Consider the following 18,211-nt stretch of genomic DNA (forward strand, 5'->3'; position numbering starts at 1 on the left):
TCCCCGCCGGCACCCCTGGAGTGGTCCACCATGCGACGTCCTGCCCGACATCTGCTGTCGATCGACGATGTGAGCGACGCGGATCTGCGCGCCCTCGTCGACCGCGGGGCGGCCCTGTCCCGGGGCGAGGCGGATCCGCCGCGGCCCCTGGACGGGCAGGTCGCCGGGATGCACTTCCGGATGACCTCGACCCGGACCCGGGCCGCCTTCTCCGTCGGCGCGCTGCGGCTCGGCGCGCACGTGCTGGCGCTCGGCCCCGGCGACCTGCAGACCGGCACCGGGGAGACGTCCGCCGACACCGGGCGGGTCCTGGCCGGGATGCTGGACCTGATCGTCGCCAGGACCGGCGGGGCGGTCGCGGAGCTGCGCGGCTGGGCGGCGCAGGACCGCATGTCGGTGGTGAACGCGATGAGCGGGACCGAGCACCCCACCCAGGCGCTCGCCGACCTGGCCACGCTGCGCCTGCGGTTCGGCGACGTGGAGGGGCTGCGGATCCTCTACGTGGGGGAGGGCAACAGCACCGCCGCCGCGCTGTCGCTGGCACTGAGCCGCTTCCGCGGCGTCGAGCTGGAGCTGCGCACGCCGCCCGGCTACGGGCTCGCGCCCGACGTGCTGGCCGCGGCCGGCGGGCACGCCGCGCGGCGCGGCGCCCGCATCACCGAACTGCACACCATGCACGCCCCGCCCGACGACGTGGACGTGATCTACACGACGCGCTGGCAGACCACCGGCACCACCAAGAAGGATCCGGACTGGCGGACGGCCTTCGGCCCGTTCCAGGTCACCGAGAAGCTCTGGGCGCACAGCCCGAAGGCGGCCTTCATGCACGATCTGCCCGCCCACCGCGGCGAGGAGGTGACGCCCGGGGTCCTGGACGGCCCGGACAGCATCGCCTTCGAACAGGCCGCCAACAAGCTGTACAGCGCCATGGCCGTGCTGGAGTGGTGCCGCGGGGACATCGCGTGAGCGGCGTCGTCGAGGAGGTCGCCGCGCCCGACGAGCCGCGCGGCGAGCCGTCCGCTCCGCTGCGCCGCAACCGCGACTTCCTCATGCTGTGGTTCGGCGCGGGGCTGTCCATGCTCGGCGGGCGGCTGAGCGTCGTGGCCTACCCGCTGGTGATGATCTGGCAGGGCGGCTCGACGATCGGCGCCGGCCTGGTGGGCTTCGCGGCGCTGCTGCCCACGCTGCTGGTGCAGCTGCCCGCGGGCGTGCTGGTGGACCGCTGGGACCGGCGGCGGCTGATGATCTGGTGCGACGTGGCCGGGTTCGCGGCCATGGGCAGCGTCGGCGTCGCCCTGCTGTTCGGGCACGTCTGGTTGCCGCACCTGATGGCCGCCGCGTTCGTCGAGGGCGGCGCGACGATCTTCTACCGGCTGGCCGAGCGCGCCGCCGTGCGCAACGTCGTCCACCCCAAGCACCTGCCCGCCGCCCTGGCGCAGAACGAGGCGCGCGGGCGGGCCTTCGGGCTGGTCGGCGGGCCCACGGGCAGTTCGCTGTTCGCGCTGGTCCGGTGGTCGCCGTTCGTCGCCACCGCGATCGGCCACGCGCTGGCGCTGGTCATGCTGCTGCTGATCAAGCGCGACTTCCAGACCGGGCGGAGCGACGAGCCTCGGCGCCTGAAGGCCGAGATCCGCGAGGGCATCGGTTGGCTGCTGCGGCAGCGGTTCCTGCGCGCGGCCGTCGTCCTGGTCGCCGCCACCAACATCCTCTTCCAGGTGATGAGCCTGGCGCTGGTGGTCATCATCAAGGACAGCGGCGGCTCGCCGGCGGCGGTCGGCGTCATCAGCGTCGTGTCGGGCGTCGGCGGGGTGCTCGGCGCGCTGTCGGGCTCGTGGTGGGTGAAGAGGCTGCCGCTGGCGACCGTGATCATCCTGTCGTTCGCGGCGTGGACCCTGCTGATGCCGGCGGTCGCGCTGACCGCGAACGTGTTCGCGCTCGGCGCGCTGTTCGCCGGGATGACGTTCTGCGGCGCGGTGATGAACGTGACCGCCGGGGTCTACCAGGTGCAGATCACCCCGGACGGGATGCAGGGCCGGATCAGCAGCGTCATCCTCCTGGTCACCTCGGGCGCGAACTCGTTCGGGGTCATGGGGGCGGGCTTCCTGCTCAGCGGCTTCGGCTCCACCCCGACGCTCGCGGGCGTCGGCGTCGTGATGCTCCTCATCACGCTCGGGGCGGCCGTGAGCCCGGCGATCCGCAGCGGCAACGAGATCCGCCTCACCGGTGAGGCGGACGGCCCCGCGCCCGAACCCGAGCCCGCGCCCGAACCCGAGCCCGGCGCCGGTAGACGGGATAGCGAAGAAATATAGGGGCCCGGCGCACCCTGGAGATCACGACCCCGCGGACGACGAGGGAGAGGCAGATGGGCAACGGCCCGCAGTGGGCGCCACTGGAGATCGACCCGGCGGGCGCCGGAGCCGAGGCGACGCCGGACGGGCTGGCCCGCCACCTGCGCGGGCTCGCCGACCTAGAGGGCCTCCTCACGCGCGAGAAGGCACTGGTCTTCCGCGGCTTCGGCATCGGCCCCGGCGAGCTGGACCCGGTCCTGGACCTGCTGCTCCCCAACCGGCTGGCGTACGTGCACGGGAACTCGCCGCGCACGAAGGTCGGCAAGAACGTCTACACCTCGACCGAGTACCCGCCGAAGTACACCATCTCGATGCACAACGAGATGTCGTACGCGCACCGGTGGCCGGCCCGGCTGGCGTTCTACTGCGAGCGGGCGCCGGAGACCGGCGGCGCCACCCCCGTCGTCGACGGGACCCGCTGGCTGGAGGCGCTGGACGCGGAGGTGCGGGACGCCTTCGCCGCGGGCGTGCGCTACAACCAGAACCTGCACGACGGCCTCGGGCTCGGCAAGAGCTGGCAGGACACCTTCGAGACCGGGGACCGCGCGGACGTCGAGGCCTACCTGAAGGAGTCGGGGGCCGAGTGGGAGTGGCGGCCGGACGGCGGGCTGCGGGTGAGCCAGCTGCGCCCCGCCACCGTCGAGCACCCGGTCACCGGCGACGAGGTGTGGTTCAACCAGGCCGACCAGTGGCACGCCGCCGGGCTCGGCGACGAGACGGCCGCCGCGCTCGCCAAGATCATGCCGGCGGCGGACCTGCCGCAGTCGGTGACCTACGCCGACGGCTCGCCGATCCCGCCCGAGCACGTCGTCCAGGTGCGCGACCGGGGCCTCGCGGCCGCGGTGGACGTCGGCTGGCGGGCCGGCGACCTCCTGCTGATCGACAACGTCCTCGTCGGGCACGGCCGCCGCCCCTTCACCGGGCCGCGCCGGGTGCTCGTCGCGATGTCGGACTGACCGCGCCGGGCGCGGAACGAGCAAAGGACCTCGACACCGATGACCGATCAAGGGCGGGTGCTCCCGTACCCCGTGCAGGCCGAGCCGGGCGGCGCGGACGCCACCGACCACATCGCGGCCCACCGGCCGCGGCTGCGCGCGCTGCTGTCCGAGCACGGCGCGATCCTGCTGCGGGGCTTCCCCATCGGCGGGGTCGAGGGCTTCGAGGCCGTCGTGCGCGCCCTGTCGGGCGAGCCGCCGCTGAAGTACGCCGAGCGGTCCTCGCCCCGCTCGACCATCAAGGGGCATGTCTACACCTCGACCGACTACCCGCCGGACGAGGAGATCTTCCTGCACAACGAGAGCTCCTACCAGGTCACCTGGCCGAGGTTCCTGTACTTCTACTGCGACCGCCCGCCCGAGACGCAGGGCGCCACCCCGCTGGCCGACTCGCGCCGCGTCCACGCGTCCATCGACCCCGCGGTGCGCGAGGAGTTCGCCCGGCGCGGCTGGATGCTGGTCCGCAACTTCCACGAGCGGTTCGGCGTGACGTGGCGCGACACGTTCAACACCGGGGACCGGGCCGAGGTCGAGGAGTACTGCCGGCGCCGCGGCCTGGAGTTCGAGTGGCGCGGCACCGACGGCCTGCGCACCCGGGCCGTCCGCAAGGCCGCGCACGTCCACCCCGAGACCGGCGAGACCGTGTGGTTCAACCACGCGACGTTCTTCCACTACACGACGCTGCCCAAGGACGTGCAGGAAGGACTGCTGGCGATCCTCGGCGAGGACGGGCTGCCGACCAACACCTACTACGGCGACGGCGGCCGGATCCCCGACGACGTCATGGACCACCTGCGCGAGTGCTACCGGGACAACCTCGTCCGCGAGGACTGGCGGCAGGACGACGTGCTGGTCATCGACAACATGCTCACCTCGCACGGCCGCGAGCCGTTCACCGGCCCGCGCAGCATCGCCGTCGCCATGGCCGAGTCGTCCGATCCGGCGTCGTCCGATCCGGTAGGGAGAGCCTGACCTGTGGGCCCCGGCTGGCTCCGCACCTTCCGCCCGCGGCCCGCGGCGCGGCTGCGGCTGATCTGCTTCCCCAACGCGGGCGGGGCGGCCTCGGCCTTCCGCGACTGGCCCGGCCTCCTGCCGCCGCAGGTCGAGGTCGTCGCCGTGCAGTACCCCGGCCGGCAGGACCGCTACGGCGAACCGCTCGTCCGGGACCTGACCGCGATGGCCGACGCGATCACCGAGGACGTCATGGCGATCCTGGACCGGCCGGCGGCGCTCTTCGGGCACAGCATGGGCGCCATCGCGGCGTTCGAGGTGGCCCGCCGCGTCCGGCCGCGCTACCCGTCGCCGCTGGTGCACCTGTTCGCCTCGGCGCGCAAGGCGCCCGACGCCTGCGAGCCCACGGGGCTGGAGTTCGACGACGACGAGGTCCGGGCGTTCGTCCGCCGGCTCGGCGGCTCGGGCGCCGTCCCGCTGCAGGACGAGGAGCTGTGGAGGCTCACGTTGCCGATGCTGCGCAACGACTTCCTGATGGCCGACGAGTACCGCTACACCCCGGGCGCCCCGCTGACCTGCCCGATCACGGCCATCTCGGGCGAGAACGACCCGGCCTTCACCGCCGCGGACGCGCGGCGGTGGGCGGCGCACACCGTCGCCGGGTTCGAGGCGCGGTCCCTGCCCGGCGGCCATTTCTACAACGAGGAAGTTCCGGGGGAACTGGTGGCACTTCTGCTGGAGAGGCTGGACGGCGACCTGGACGGCTCCGGCCGGGTGGAGGCGCGCCATGGCTGAGCCCCGCGGGTCCGGCGAGCGGCTGCGGCTGTCGGCCGCGCAGACCGGCGTGTGGCTGGCGCACCAGCGCGACCCGTCCGCCCGCCGCTACGTCGTGGGCGAGTACCTGGAGATCGACGGGCCGGTGGACCGGGCGCTAATGGAGGCGGCGTGGCGGCGGCTGCGCGCTGAGGCCGACGTCCTGCGGGTCCGCTCGATCGAGGAGAGCGACGGGCTCTGGCAGGTCCTCGGACCCGCGGACGGCGAGGACGGCCCCGACCTGCGGTACGCCGACCTCACCGGGAAGGCCGACCCGGACGCGGCGGCGCTGGCCTGGATGCGGGCGGACATGGACCGGCCGGTCGACCTGGCCGCCGGGCCGCTCTGCGCGTTCGCCCTGCTCAAGCGGGCAGGCGACCGCTACAGCTTCTACCACCGCTACCACCACGTCCTGGCTGACGGCTTCGGCTACTCGCTGGTCCCGCGGCGGCTCGCGGCGGTCTACTCGGCGCTGGAGCGCGGCGAGGAACCGGCGCCGGCGGGCTTCGGGACGCTGCGCGGCCTGGTCGAGGAGGAGACCGCCTACCGCGCCTCCGACGACTTCGTCCGCGACCGCGCGTACTGGACGGAGCGCTTCGCCGACATGCCCGCGCCGACCCGCCTGATCCGCGGCGCCGGCGAGGCGGGCGGGCGCGGCGCCCGGCCGGGGCTGCGGCGCACCGCCTCGCTGCCCGCCGGGACGACCGCCCGGCTGCGGGCGGTGGCCCGGGACGCGCGCACGGGCTGGCCCGTGGTCTTCGTCGCCGCCGTGGCGGCCTACCTGGCGAGGATGACCGGACGCCGCGAGGTCGTCCTCGGCCTGCCGGTGACCGCGCGCACGTCGCCGTCCGCCCGCCGCACGCCCGGGATGCTGGCCAACACCGTCCCGCTGCGGATCGAGGTCCCGCCGCACGCGGGCCTGGCCGGGCTGCTGCCGGCCGTCGCGGCGGAGTTCGGCGCGGCACTGGCCCACCAGCGGTACCGGCACGAGGACCTCTGCCGCGACCTCGGGCTCACCGGGGACGACCGGGGCTTCCTCGGCGCGATGGTCAACATCCTGTCCTTCCCGCGCGACCTGGCCTTCGGGACGGCGCGGGCGACCGCGCACAACCTGTCCTCGGGCCCGGCGATCGACCTGACGGTGGGCGTGTACGAGGGGGCCGAGGGCGCGGGCGCGGCGCTCGCGTTCGACGCCAACCCGGACTTCTACGGCGAAGACGACGTCGCCGACCACCGGGACCGGTTCCCCCGCTTCCTCGACAATGCGCTGGCGGACCCGGAGGGCCCGGTCGGCGGGATCGACCTGCTGACGCCGTCCGAGCGGGACACCCTGCTGCACCGCTGGAACGACTCCGGCCGCTCGGCCGGCCGCGACGGGACCCTGGACGGGAGGTTCGCCGCGCAGGCCGCCGCGACGCCCGACGCGGTCGCACTGGAGTCCGACGGCGCGGCGCTGAGCTATGCCGAGCTCGACGCCCGGTCGTCCGCGCTGGCGTCCGAGCTGCGCGCCGCCGGCGTGGGCCCGGAGCGGTTCGCGGCCCTGGTGCTGCCCAGGTCGCCGGAGTTCGTCGTGGCGATGCTGGCCGTCCTGAAGGCGGGCGGCGGATACCTGCCGGTCGACCCGGACTACCCGGTGGAGCGGATCCGCCACATGCTGGAGGACTCCGCCCCGATCTGCGTGATCACCGGGGCCGGCGCGGCGGCGCCGCCCGTCCCGGGACCCGCGCGCGTCGACCTGGACGCCCACGCCCGGGTGCGCTCGTTCGCACCGGGCCAGGTACCGGCCGGACCGCGCCGGGCCGCCGCCGGATCCGGCCCCGCCCACCCGGCCTACGTGATCTACACGTCGGGCTCGACCGGCCTGCCCAAGGGCGTGGTGGCCACGCACGCCGGAGTGGTGAACATCGCCGCCGACCACATCGAGCGGTTCGGGGTCGGCCCCGGCTCCCGGATGCTGCAGCTGGTCTCCCCGAGCTTCGACGCCTCGATCGCCGACATCTGGCCCGCGCTGCTGTCCGGCGCGACCCTCGTGCTCGCGCCGGCCGGCCGGCCGCCGCTCGGCGAGGCGCTGCTGCGGCGGCTCGCCGATCAGCGGATCACGCACGCGGCGCTGCCGCCGGTGGTGCTGGCGGCGCTGCCCGAACCGGACCTGCCCGGCCTGGTGACGCTGGCCACCGGCGGCGAGGTCGCCGAGCCGGAGGTGGTGGCGCGCTGGGCCGCCGGACGCCGGATGATCAACGTGTACGGCCCGACCGAGACCACGGTCGCCGCGACCGCGAGCGACCCGCTCACCGGCCGCGAGCGGCCCCCGATCGGCCGCCCCGTCTCCAACACGCGGGTGTACGTGCTGGACCCGGGCCTGCGGCTGCTGCCGCCGGGCGTGCCGGGGGAGCTGTACATCACCGGGGACGGCCTGGCCCGCGGCTACCTGCGCAAGCCCGCGCTGACCGCGGACCGCTTCCTGCCCTGCCCGTTCGGGGCGCCCGGCGGGCGCATGTACCGGACCGGCGACCTGGTGCGCTGGCGGCCCGACGGGAGCCTGGAGTACCTGGGCCGCACCGACGACCAGGTCAAGGTCCGCGGGTTCCGGATCGAGCCGAGCGAGATCGAGACGGTGCTGACCGGGCATCCCGCCGTCCGCGCCGCCGCCGTCGTGGCCCGGGAGGACCGGCCGGGCGACAAGCGGCTGGCCGCCTACGCCGTGCCCGAGCCGGGGCGGGACGTGCGGCCCGCGGAGCTGCGCGAGTTCGCCGCCCGCGCGCTGCCGGACTTCATGGTCCCCGCCGCCGTCGTCGTCCTCGACGAGCTGCCCCTCACGCCCAACGGCAAGGTGGACCGGCGGGCCCTGCCGAAGCCCGACTTCGCCGCGCCGGCGCCCGGCCGGGCGCCGCGCACGCCCGCCGAACGGCTGCTGTGCGGGCTGTTCGCCGAGGTGCTCGGCCTGGAGGCGGTCGGGGCCGAGGACTCGTTCTTCGACCTCGGCGGGGACAGCATCGTGGCGCTGCAGCTGGTGTCGCGGGCCCACGCCGCCGGGCTGCGGATCTCCTCGCGGGAGGTGTTCGAGCACCGGACCGCCGCGGCCCTCGCGGCGGCCGCCCGCACGGGTGACGCCGCGGAGGCCGAGCCGCCGGAGGAGCGCCTCGGGCCCGTCCCGCCCACCCCGGTCGTGCGGTGGCTGCTGGAGACGGCGGACGAGATCGACGGGTTCCACCAGTCGGTCCTGGTCCGCGCGCCCGCGGGGCTCGGCCGCGAGAGGCTCGCGGCGGCGCTGCGGACCCTGGTCGATCACCACGACGCGCTCCGCCTGGAACTGGGCCCGGACGGGGGACCGGCGGTCCGGCCGCCGTCCGGACCGGGCGCCGCCGTCCCCCTCATGCGCGTCGACGTCGCCGGGCTGACCGGCGAGGAGACCGACGCGGTCATCGCCGCGGAGTCGCTCGCCGCGCGGGACCGCCTCGTCCCGCGCGAGGGCGTGATGCTCCAGGCCGTGTGGTTCGACGCGGGCCCCCGGGAGCCCGGACGGCTCCTGCTGCTCGTCCACCATCTGGCCGTCGACGGGGTCTCCTGGCGGATCCTGCTGCCCGACCTGGCCACGGCGTTCGACGGCGGCGAACCGCCGCCGGTCCCGACCTCGCTGCGGCGCTGGGCGCGCCGATTGACCGAGGCCGCCGCGGCGCCCGGCCGCGCGGACGAGCTGGACCACTGGACGCGCGTCCTGGACCGGCCGGACCCGCCGCTCGCCGCCCGGCCGCTCGACCAGGCCGCCGACCGCGCCGGCGACGCCGGACGGCTCCGGCTGCGCCTGCCCGCCGAGGTGAGCGCGCCGCTGCTGGCGGTCGTCCCCGCGGCGTACCGGGCGGGGACGGCGGACGTGCTGCTGACCGCCCTGGCGCTGGCGATCCGCGAATGGCGCGGGCGCGCCGGCTCTCCTGGCGTGCTGCTGGAGGTGGAGGGCCACGGCCGGGAGGAGGGCGTGGTGCCCGGCGCGGACCTGTCCCGCACGGTCGGCTGGTTCACCAGCAACCACCCGGTGCACCTCGACCCCGGCGGCGTCGCCTGGGACGAGGTCGTCGCGGGAGGCCCCGGCGCCGGAGCGGCGCTGAAGCGGGTCAAGGAGCAGATGCGCGCCGCACCCGACCACGGCCTGGGCTACGGCCTGCTGCGCCACCTCAACGCCGACACCGGCCCCCGCCTCGCCAAGTACAACGCGCCGCAGATCGCGTTCAACTACCTCGGCCGCTTCGACCTCGCGCGGGACGGCGACTGGAGTCCCGTGGCGGTGGCGGGCGGCGCCGATCCGCGGATGCCGCTCACCCACGTCCTCGCGTTCGACGTCATCGCCCACGACCGGCCGGACACGGAAGGCCCCGAACTTGAGGCCACCGTGACCTGGGCCCCGGGCCTGCTCGGGGAGGACGAGGTGGCCGGGCTCGCCGACCTGTGGGAGGCGGCGCTGCGCGGTCTGGCCGTGCACGGCGGCGGCGGGCGGACGCCGTCCGACCTGCCCGCGACCGGCCTGGACCAGGCCCAGATCGAGGAGCTCGAAGCCGCGCATCCCGGGCTGGTGGACGTCCTGCCGCTGGCGCCGATGCAGGAGGGGCTGCTGTCCCACGCCCTCATCACCGAGCGCGAGGTGGACGTCTACACCGCCCAGCTGCGGTTCGATCTCGACGGCCCGCTCGACGCGGCGGCGCTGCGGCGGGCCGCCGGGGCCGTCCTCGCCCGGCACGTGAACCTGCGCGCGGCCTTCCGCCACGACGGGCTGCCGCGCCCCGTCCAGGTGCTGTGCGGCGCGATGGCGCCGCCCTGGACCGACGTCGACCTCACCGCGCTGGGCGAGGCCGCCGCGGCGGACGAGGCGCTCCGGCTGGCCGGGCAGGAGCGGGTCCGCCGCTTCGACATGGCGCGCCCCCCGCTGCTGCGGTTCCTGCTGCTCAAACTGGCGCCCGAGCGGTACCGGCTCGTGCTCACCATCCACCACATCCTGTGGGACGGCTGGTCCACCCCGGTCCTGCTGGAGGAGCTGTTCACGCTGTACGAGCAGGACGGCGACGACACCGGCCTGCCCCGCGTGACCCGTTACGGCCGGTACCTGGAATGGCTCGCCGCCCAGGACGAGCGCGCCGCGCGGGACGCGTGGACGCAGGCGCTGGAGGGCCTCGCCGGGCCCACGCTCGTCGCCCCCGCCGTCGAGGACCTGCCGTCCGCGCCCCAGGAGCAGGTCCAGGACGGCCTGGCCGAGGACTCCACCGAGCGGCTGACCGCCTGGGCGCGCCGCAGCGGACTCACCCTCAACACCGTCGTCCAGGGCGCCTGGGGGCTGCTGCTCTCGCACGCGACCGGCCGCGACGACGTGGTGTTCGGCGGCTCGGTGTCCGGCCGCCCGCCCGAGCTGCCCGGGATCGAGCGGATGGTCGGGCTGTTCACCAACCTGGTGCCGGTCCGCGTCGCGCCGCGCGACGGGGAGACCGTGCGCGGGTTCCTGACCCGCCTGCAGGACGAGCAGGTCCGCCTCATCCCGCACCACCATCTCGGGCTCGCCGAGATCCAGCGGCGGGCGGGCGAGGGCGCGCGGTTCGACAGCACGATGGTGTGCGTCAACTACCCGCTCGACGTCGCGGCCCTGGACACGCCGCTGCGCGAGGTGCGGCTCGCCGGCCTGGAGGTCGACGAGGGCACCCACTACCCGCTGCGCCTCATCGCGATCCCCGGCCCCCGGCTCCGGCTGTGGCTGGGCTACCGCTCCGACGCGTTCGGACGGCCGGAGATCGAGCGGCTGATGGCGCGGCTGACCCGCCTGCTGGAGGCCGTCGCCGCCGAGCCGGACCGCCCGGTGCGGGAGGTCGACGTGCTCACCCCGCAGGAGCGGCGGCGCCTCCTGGTCGAGTGGGGTGGTTACGGACAGTAGGTGCCCGGCGTCCCTCCCGATCGGCCGCTCTGTGGAGACCTCCATGCCTCTCGCCGCCAGTCCCGTCCCTCCGGTGCCCCCGCACCAGCTCCTGGTCTTCCTGCTCCAGGTCTTCCTCCTGCTCGGGCTCGCGCTGCTGCTCGGCCGCGGCGCGGCCCGGGTCGGCATGCCCGCGCTCGTCGGGGAACTGCTGGTCGGCCTGCTGCTCGGCCCGTCGCTGCTCGGCCACCTGGCCCCGGACCTGTCCGGCTGGCTGCTGCCGCAGCGGCCCGAGCAGATGCACATGCTGGACGCGTTCGGCCAGATCGGCGTGCTGCTCCTGGTCGGCATCACCGGCGGCCGGCTGGACCTCGGCATGGTGCGGCGGCGCGGGCGCACCGCCGTGCAGATCAGCGTCACCGGCCTGGCCGTCCCGCTCGCGCTCGGCATCGGCACCGGATACCTCGTCCCGGGCTCGCTGCTGCCCGCGACCGCCGACCGGACGGTCTTCGCGCTGTTCCTGGGCGTGGCCATGTGCGTGAGCGCCATCCCGGTCATCGCCAAGACGCTGACCGACATGAACCTGCTGCACCGCAACATCGGGCAGCTCACCCTGGCCGCCGGGATCGTGGACGACATCGTCGGCTGGCTGTTGCTGTCGATCGTCTCCGCGCTGGCGGTGTCGCATCTGGACGGCGGCCGGCTCGGGCTCTCCCTGCTCTACCTCGCCGCGGTCGTGGCGTTCGCCGCGCTGCCCGGCCGGCCGCTCGTGCGGTGGGTCATGGGCCGGGCCGCCGCGGCCGGGCCCGGCGTGACCGTCGCGGCGGCCACCGCGCTGATGCTCGGCGGGGCGGCGGCGACCCAGGCGATGGGGCTTGAGGCGATCTTCGGGTCGTTCGTCATGGGCATCGTCATCGGCACCTGCGGCGCGGTCGGGCCCGCCGCGCTGGCGCCGCTGCGGACGGTGGTGCTCGGCGTGCTGGCCCCGGTGTTCTTCGCCACCGTCGGTCTGCGGGTCGACCTCACCGCGCTGGCGCGGCCGCAGGTGCTGGCCACCGGGACGGCGGTGCTGCTGGTCGCGGTGCTCGGCAAGTTCGGCGGAGCCTACCTCGGGGCGCGGCTGGGGCGGCTCGGCCGCTGGGAGGCGCTCGCGCTCGGCGCCGGCATGAACGCCCGCGGCGTCATCGAGGTGGTCGTCGCGATGGCCGGGCTCAGCCTCGGCGTGCTGAGCGCCGAGACGTTCACGATCGTGATCCTCGTCGCGGTCGCGACCTCGCTCATGGCGCCGCCGATCCTGCGGCTCGCCATGGGGCGCGTCGAGCACACCGCGGAGGAGCGGCTCCGCGAGATCGACCTCCTCGGACCCGGGACCGGAGAGCGGGTCGGGTGAGGACATGAGAGGAAGGGAGACGGCGATGGCGGCGACGGCGCCCCATCTGGTGTTCCTCAGCGGGACCCTGCACGCGGGGTCCAAGGCGGACCGGATCGCGGCGTGGTGCGCGCGCCGGTGCCGCGGGGCCACCACGACGGTCTTCACCGGCGAGGACCTGGAGTTCCCGCACTACCGGCCGGGGCTCAGCGGGCGGCACGCCCAGCTGACCCGCTACCTGTACGAGCTGGCGTGGGCCGACGGGATCGTGCTGATCTCCCCGGCGTACCACGGCACGGTCTCGGGGCTGCTGAAGAACGCGCTCGACTACGTCAACGACCTGTCGCAGGAACGCCAGCCGTTCCTGCAGGACAGGTCCATCGGCTGCGTGGCCCTGGCGCTCGGCGACCAGGGGGCCGCCTCGACGCTCGCGACGCTCCGCACGATCGCGCACGCGCTGCGCGGCTGGCCGACGCCGCTCGGCGTGACGCTCACCAGCGCGACCGCCGCGCTGCGGCCGGACGGGGAGCCCGCGCGGCCGGAGACCCGCGACCGCCTCGATCTCATGCTCGGCCAGGTCCTCGCGGTCGCGTGGCGCAACGCCGAGGCGCGGCGGCGGGCGCAGGCGCGGGCGGCGCTCGGGCCCGAGAGCGCGGCCCGCCGGGTGACGCTGGCCGACACCGACACCAGGGAGAGCCGACGATGACCACGCCACTGCCCGACTGCCGCACCCTCGCGGAGGCGTTCGGCGAGCGCGCCGCGGCGACGCCCGGCAAGCCCGCCTTCGTGTTCGCCCGCGAGCCGGGCCAGGGGCCGGACACCGTGCTGACCTACCGCGACCTGCGGCGGCGGGCGCTGTCGGTCGCGCGGCGGCTGCGCGACCGGACGGCCCCGGGCTCGCGGGTGATGCTCGCCCTCCCCACCGGTCCGGAGTTCGTCGAGTGCTATCTCGGCTGCCTCATGGCCGGGATGGTCGCGGTGCCCGTCCCGGCCCTGGACGGCCGGCGGGAGGCGCGGGAGCGCGTCGCCGGCATCGCCCGCGACTGCGGCGCGTCGCTGGTCCTGGCCGACGAGCGGGACGTCGGCGCCACGCGGGAGTGGATCGGCGAGACCGGCCTGGACGGGCTCGCCGCCGTCGCCGTCGCGGGCCTGGCCGAGGGGGAGGGGGCCGACCCCGGAGCCGGGCCGGACCGCGACGACCTGGCCGTCCTGCAGTACACCTCCGGGTCCACGGGCGACCCCAAGGGCGTCATGCTGACGCACGGCAACATCCTCGCCAACGTCGAGGCGCTGCGGGTCGCGGGCGGGCTCGGGTCCGCCGACCGGCTCGGCGGCTGGATCCCGCTGCACCACGACATGGGCCTGTTCGTGCTGCTGAGCACCGCCCTCGCGATCGGCGGCACGTGCGTGCTGATGTCGCCGGTGGGCTTCCTCAAGCGCCCGGTCGAGTGGCTGCGCATGATCGACCGGCACGGCGTCACCGCCACCGCCGCGCCCAGCTTCGCCTTCGAGCGCTGCGCCCGCCTGGTCACCGACGAGCACCTGGCGGAGCTGGACCTGTCCCGGCTGCGCTACATGTGGAACGGCTCGGAGCCGATCCACGCGCCCGCCATGCGGGCGTTCACCGAGCGCTTCGCCCGGGCCGGGTTCCGCCCCGAGACGATGAGCCCCGGCTACGGCCTCGCCGAGGCGACGGTGTTCGTGTCGCTGCGGACCGCGGAACCGGTCGTGCGCACCATGGACGGACGGGAGGTCGTCGGCTGCGGGACGGTCGCCGGACTGGACGTGCGCGTCGTCGACCCGCGGACGCGGCGCGCGCTGCCCGACGGCGAGACCGGCGAGATCTGGCTGAGCGGCGCCAGCGTCGGGCGCGGGTACTGGGGGCGCCCGCGGGAGAGCGCCGACGTGTTCGCCGCCGGGATCGACGGCGAGGGCGGCCGGTGGCTGCGCACCGGCGACCTCGGCCTCCTGCGGGACGGCGAGCTCTACATCACCGGCCGGCTCCGCGAGATCCTCATCGTGCACGGCCGCAACCTGTTCCCGCAGGACCTGGAGCAGATCGCCCGGGACGCCCACCCGGCCCTGTCCGGGCTGGTCGGCGCCGCGTTCGCGGTGCGGGCCCCGGACGAGCGGGTGGTGCTGCTGCACGAGGTGGCCCCGCGGACCGCCGCCGCCGACCTGCCCGGGATCGCGCGGGCGGTGTCCCGGCGGCTGGCCACCACGCTCGGCATCCCCGCCGGGAACGTCGTGCTCGTCCGCCGCGGCGCGGTGCGCCGGACCACCAGCGGCAAGATCCGGCGGGGCGAGATGCGGGCGCGGTTCCTGGACGGCGACGTCGCGGTGCTGCACGCCGAGCTGGAACCGGCCGTGCGGCGGATGCCGGGCCGCCCGCTCGTCGGCGCCGGTGACGCGCCGTGACCGGCGCGACCGGCGCGACCGGCGCGACCGCGGCCACCCGGCCGGGGACCGGTCCCGCCGGCGAGCTGGAGGCCCTCCTCGACGCGCGGCCCGACGTGTTCTCCGCCGAACGGTCGGGGGAGCTGGACCGCGCTGAGGAGCTCCCCGCCGACGCCTGCGCCCTGCTCGACGCGTTCGGCCTGCCCGCCTACTACGTCCCGGCCGAGGCCGGCGGGCGCCTCGACGACCACGAGCTGCTCTTCCACCTGCTGCGGACCGTCGCCCTCCGCGACCTGACGGTCGCGGTGGCGCACGGCAAGACCTACCTCGGCGCGATGCCGGTCTGGGTCGCCGGCGACCCCGGGCAGGCCCGGCGGCTCGGCGCCCGGATCCGGGACGGCGCGCGGGTGAGCTGGGCGCTGACCGAGCCCGGTCACGGAGCCGACCTGCTGGCGGGCGAGGTGTCGGCCCGGGCGTCCGGCGGCGGGTACCGGCTCGACGGCGTCAAATGGCCGATCAACAACGCGACGGCCGGCGGCCACCTGTGCGTCCTGGCCCGCACGGACGAGGCGGGCGGGCCGCGCGGCCACAGCTTCTTCCTGGTGGACAAGGCCGAGCTGCCCGCCGGCTCCTACCGGCCGCTGCCCAAGGCCCGCACGCACGGGATCCGCGGCGCCGACATCAGCGGCATCGCCTTCGAGGGCGCCCGCGTCCCCGCGTCCGCGCTGGTGGGGCGGGAGGGAGGCGGGGCCGAGACGGCGCTGCTCGGGCTCCAGCTCACCCGGACCATCTGCGCGTCGCTGTCGGCGGGCGCGGCCGAGCACGGCCTGCGGCTTGCGGTCCGGTTCGCGGGCGAGCGGCTCATCCAGGACCGGCCCCTGATCGAGCGCTACAACGTCCGCGCCGTCCTCGCCCGTGCCGCGGGTGCGCTGGCCGCCGTCGAAGCCGCCGGGATCGTGGGGGCGCGGGCCGTGCACGGGCTCACCGGGGAGATGAGCGTGGTCTCCGCCGTGGTGAAGGCGCTGGCGCCCACGCTGACCGACCGGATGCTGGGTGAACTGGCCGAGCTGCTCGGCTCGCGGGCCTTCCTCACCCGCGAGTACGCCTCCGGCGCGTTCCAGAAGCTCCAACGCGACCACCGGGTGGTCGGCATCTTCGACGGCAGCACGGTCGTGGCGCGCAACGCGCTGATCAACCAGTTCCCCCGGCTGGTCCGCGGCCACGCGGCCGGGATCCGCGACGCCGCGGGCCTGGCCGCGACGGCCCGCGCGGGCACGCCGCCCGGGGAGCTGGAGTGGGCGCGGCTGTCGCTGGTGTCGCGGACGGGCTGCAGCGTCGTCCAAGGGCTGCGGCCGGCGGTGGAGGGGCTGGCTTTGGACGGCGCGGAGCCGCTGGTGTGCGACGTGCTCACCGCCATCGACGCGGTGCACGGGCGCATGGCGGCGATCCGCCCGTCCGCCCGTCCCGACATCGGGGCGTTCGAGGTCGCCGCCGACTACGAGCTGTGCTTCGCCGCCGCGTCCTGCCTGCACCTGTGGGCCGCGGGCGCCGCGGGCGGGTCCGCGGACGGCGCGCTGTGGCTGCGGGTCGCCCTCCGGCACCTGCTGGACGGGCTGGGCCGCGGCCCGGGCTCCGACCCGGCGGACGACGAACGGATCGCCGGGCTGCTCGCCCGGGCGGTCGCGGAGGGGCGGCCGCTGTCGCCCTTCCGCGGCGACCAGGACGGAGAACGGACGTGACCACTTCGACCGCCGGTCCCGGGACGGACGCGGACCTGCTCGACAAGCTGCTCGGCGACCCCTGGGAGGCCGGCAACCCCACCGGCTTCGGCGCGCTGCTGGAGGCCGACGAGCGCGAGGAGATGCACGCCGAGTCCGAGGGCGTCCTGGACGACTACGGCCTGAACGCCGAGTTCGTTCCCGCCGAGCTCGGCGGCAGGTTCCGGCAGCTCGACCGGCTCGTCGAGGTGATGCGGACCGTCTGGCGCCGCGACCCCTGCCTTGGGCTCGGCTACGGTGCCAGCTCGTTCATCGCGTCGGTCAACGTCTGGAGCGCGGGCGACGCGCGGCAGCGGCGCGAGGCCGCCGGCCTGCTGCTGGCCAACCGCAAGATCGCCTCGGTCTACCACGAGCTGGCGCACGGCAACGACTTCTCCCGCGCCGAGTTCGCCGCCGTCCGCGCGGGCTCGGGCTGGCGGCTGGACGGCCGCAAGGAGGTGGTCACCAACCTGCGCCGCGCGGACGCCATGGTGATCTTCGCCAGGACCCGGCCGGACCCCGGCAGCCGAAGCCACTCGCAGTTCCTGGTGCCCGCGTCGGCGGTCCCGGACGGCGCCCTGCGCCATCTGCCGCGGTTTCCGAGCTCCGGCATGCGCGGGGTGCAGCTCGGCGGCGCCGAGTTCCGCGGCTGCCCGGTGCCCGGCGACGCGCTGCTGGGCGAGCCTGGCCGCGGGATCGAGACCGCGCTCAGCTCGTTCCAGCTCACCCGCAGCGCGCTGCCCGCCATGTGCGTCGGGATCGTCGACACCGGGCTGCGCGCCGCGCTGGCCTGCGCGCTCGACCGGCGGCTCTACGGCGGCGCCGTCGCCGACCTGCCCTACGTCCGGGCCGTGATCGGGCGGGCCCAGGCCGACCTGCTGGCCGCCGACGCGTTCGGCACGGTGGTGACCCGGTCGCTGCACGTGCTGCCCGGCGAGACCGGGGTGTCGGCGCCGGCCGTGAAGTACCTGGTCTCGCGGCTGCTCATGGACGCCATGGACGGGCTGGGGACGGTGCTCGGCGCCCAGTCGTACCTGCGCGAGGGCCCGTACGGGGTCTTCCAGAAGCTGGCCCGCGACCTCGCCCCGGCCGGGTTCGCGCACGTGTCCCGGGCCGCCTGCCAGGTGACGATCCTGCCGCAGCTGCCCCGGCTGGCGCGGCGCGCCTGGTTCGAGGGCGGGGCGGCGCCCGCCGCGCTGTTCCGGCTGGGCGGCGACCTGGAACCGCTGGACTTCGGCGCGCTGCTGCCGGGGGCGCCGCGCGCGGACGGGCTGAGCGGCACGCTGGTGGAGATCGCCGAGAGCGGCGCGGACGGCCTGCCGGGCCGCTTCGCCGCCCGCTTCCGCGACGAGCTGGACCGGCTCCGCCGCGACTGCGCGGAGCTGCGCCCGCGCGACCTCACCATCGACGCCCGCCCGGAGGCGTACGCGCTGGCGGGCCGCTACGCCGTCGTCCTCGCGGCCGCCGCCTGCCTGGGCGTGGGGCGGTACGGCGGGGACGGGCTCGGCGACATCGACGAGCGCTGGCTGCCGGCCGCCCTCGACCGGCTCGACCGCCGGCTCGGCGGCCCCGGCGTCCTCACCGAGCCGGAGCGGCGGGACCTGGAGGAGGCCATGTTCCGCCTGGCCCGCCGCCGCCACGACGAGCGGCGGCTCCTCGACCTGACCGGCCGCGGGATCCCCGGCTAGCCGGGC

Annotated in this window: 11 protein-coding genes; all 11 read left to right on the forward strand. The window is 75.9% G+C overall.

Annotation, left to right across the window (positions count from 1 at the left end; all coding sequences use genetic code 11):
• Positions 1–30: 30 nt before the first annotated feature.
• The 11 genes from ABD296_RS25015 to ABD296_RS25065 are packed head-to-tail and all read left to right on the forward strand — an operon-like array spanning position 31 to position 18,205.
• Positions 31–966, forward strand: coding sequence for an ornithine carbamoyltransferase (locus tag ABD296_RS25015; RefSeq protein WP_344271670.1), 936 nt, complete (start codon positions 31–33; stop codon positions 964–966).
• A complete protein-coding gene (locus tag ABD296_RS25020) occupies positions 963–2,309 on the forward strand; it encodes an MFS transporter (RefSeq protein ID WP_344271673.1) in 1,347 nt (448 codons plus the stop codon). Before ABD296_RS25015 ends, ABD296_RS25020 begins: the two co-directional genes overlap by 4 nt.
• 53 nt (positions 2,310–2,362) lie before the next feature.
• Complete coding sequence (locus ABD296_RS25025) at positions 2,363–3,304, forward strand: TauD/TfdA family dioxygenase (RefSeq protein WP_344271676.1); 942 nt, start codon at positions 2,363–2,365, stop codon at positions 3,302–3,304.
• Positions 3,305–3,343: 39 nt separating this feature from the next.
• On the forward strand, positions 3,344–4,315 hold the full coding sequence (locus ABD296_RS25030) for a TauD/TfdA family dioxygenase (RefSeq protein ID WP_344271679.1): 972 nt from the start codon (positions 3,344–3,346) through the stop codon (positions 4,313–4,315).
• A 3-nt stretch (positions 4,316–4,318) separates the two neighbouring features.
• Entirely contained in the window at positions 4,319–5,089 is a 771-nt protein-coding gene (locus ABD296_RS25035; RefSeq protein ID WP_344271681.1) for a thioesterase II family protein, read from the forward strand.
• Complete coding sequence (locus tag ABD296_RS25040; protein ID WP_344271683.1) at positions 5,082–11,015, forward strand: amino acid adenylation domain-containing protein; 5,934 nt, start codon at positions 5,082–5,084, stop codon at positions 11,013–11,015. The genes ABD296_RS25035 and ABD296_RS25040 overlap by 8 nt, the downstream gene beginning before the upstream one ends.
• 43 nt (positions 11,016–11,058) lie before the next feature.
• Positions 11,059–12,384 (forward strand): cation:proton antiporter, encoded by a 1,326-nt coding sequence (locus ABD296_RS25045; protein ID WP_344271686.1) that lies wholly within the window; start codon positions 11,059–11,061, stop codon positions 12,382–12,384.
• Positions 12,385–12,388: 4 nt separating this feature from the next.
• The gene (locus ABD296_RS25050) at positions 12,389–13,069 is read left to right on the forward strand and encodes an NADPH-dependent FMN reductase (RefSeq protein WP_344271690.1); all 681 of its coding nucleotides are present in this window, start codon (positions 12,389–12,391) and stop codon (positions 13,067–13,069) included.
• Positions 13,066–14,781: a fatty acyl-AMP ligase gene (locus tag ABD296_RS25055; RefSeq protein WP_344271693.1), complete on the forward strand. Its 1,716-nt coding sequence runs from the start codon at positions 13,066–13,068 to the stop codon at positions 14,779–14,781. The genes ABD296_RS25050 and ABD296_RS25055 overlap by 4 nt, the downstream gene beginning before the upstream one ends.
• Positions 14,778–16,499 carry an acyl-CoA dehydrogenase family protein gene (locus ABD296_RS25060; protein WP_344271696.1) on the forward strand — a complete coding sequence of 574 codons (1,722 nt, stop codon included), beginning with the start codon at positions 14,778–14,780 and terminating at the stop codon, positions 16,497–16,499. The genes ABD296_RS25055 and ABD296_RS25060 overlap by 4 nt, the downstream gene beginning before the upstream one ends.
• Complete coding sequence (locus tag ABD296_RS25065; protein ID WP_344271698.1) at positions 16,496–18,205, forward strand: acyl-CoA dehydrogenase; 1,710 nt, start codon at positions 16,496–16,498, stop codon at positions 18,203–18,205. The genes ABD296_RS25060 and ABD296_RS25065 overlap by 4 nt, the downstream gene beginning before the upstream one ends.
• Positions 18,206–18,211: the final 6 nt, after the last annotated feature.

Source organism: Actinomadura napierensis (assembly GCF_039529375.1).
In the GTDB taxonomy this organism is placed as follows: Bacteria; Actinomycetota; Actinomycetes; order Streptosporangiales; family Streptosporangiaceae; genus Spirillospora; species Spirillospora napierensis.

What these genes read in the sequence shown, in the direction of transcription:
- ABD296_RS25015 (WP_344271670.1), top strand. Translation starts at nt 31, where the DNA reads ATGCGACGTCCTGCCCGACATCTGCTGTCGATCGACGATGTGAGCGAC.
- ABD296_RS25045 (WP_344271686.1), top strand. Translation starts at nt 11,059, where the DNA reads ATGCCTCTCGCCGCCAGTCCCGTCCCTCCGGTGCCCCCGCACCAGCTC.
- ABD296_RS25025 (WP_344271676.1), top strand. Translation starts at nt 2,363, where the DNA reads ATGGGCAACGGCCCGCAGTGGGCGCCACTGGAGATCGACCCGGCGGGC.
- ABD296_RS25055 (WP_344271693.1), top strand. Translation starts at nt 13,066, where the DNA reads ATGACCACGCCACTGCCCGACTGCCGCACCCTCGCGGAGGCGTTCGGC.
- ABD296_RS25030 (WP_344271679.1), top strand. Translation starts at nt 3,344, where the DNA reads ATGACCGATCAAGGGCGGGTGCTCCCGTACCCCGTGCAGGCCGAGCCG.
- ABD296_RS25040 (WP_344271683.1), top strand. Translation starts at nt 5,082, where the DNA reads ATGGCTGAGCCCCGCGGGTCCGGCGAGCGGCTGCGGCTGTCGGCCGCG.
- ABD296_RS25050 (WP_344271690.1), top strand. Translation starts at nt 12,389, where the DNA reads ATGAGAGGAAGGGAGACGGCGATGGCGGCGACGGCGCCCCATCTGGTG.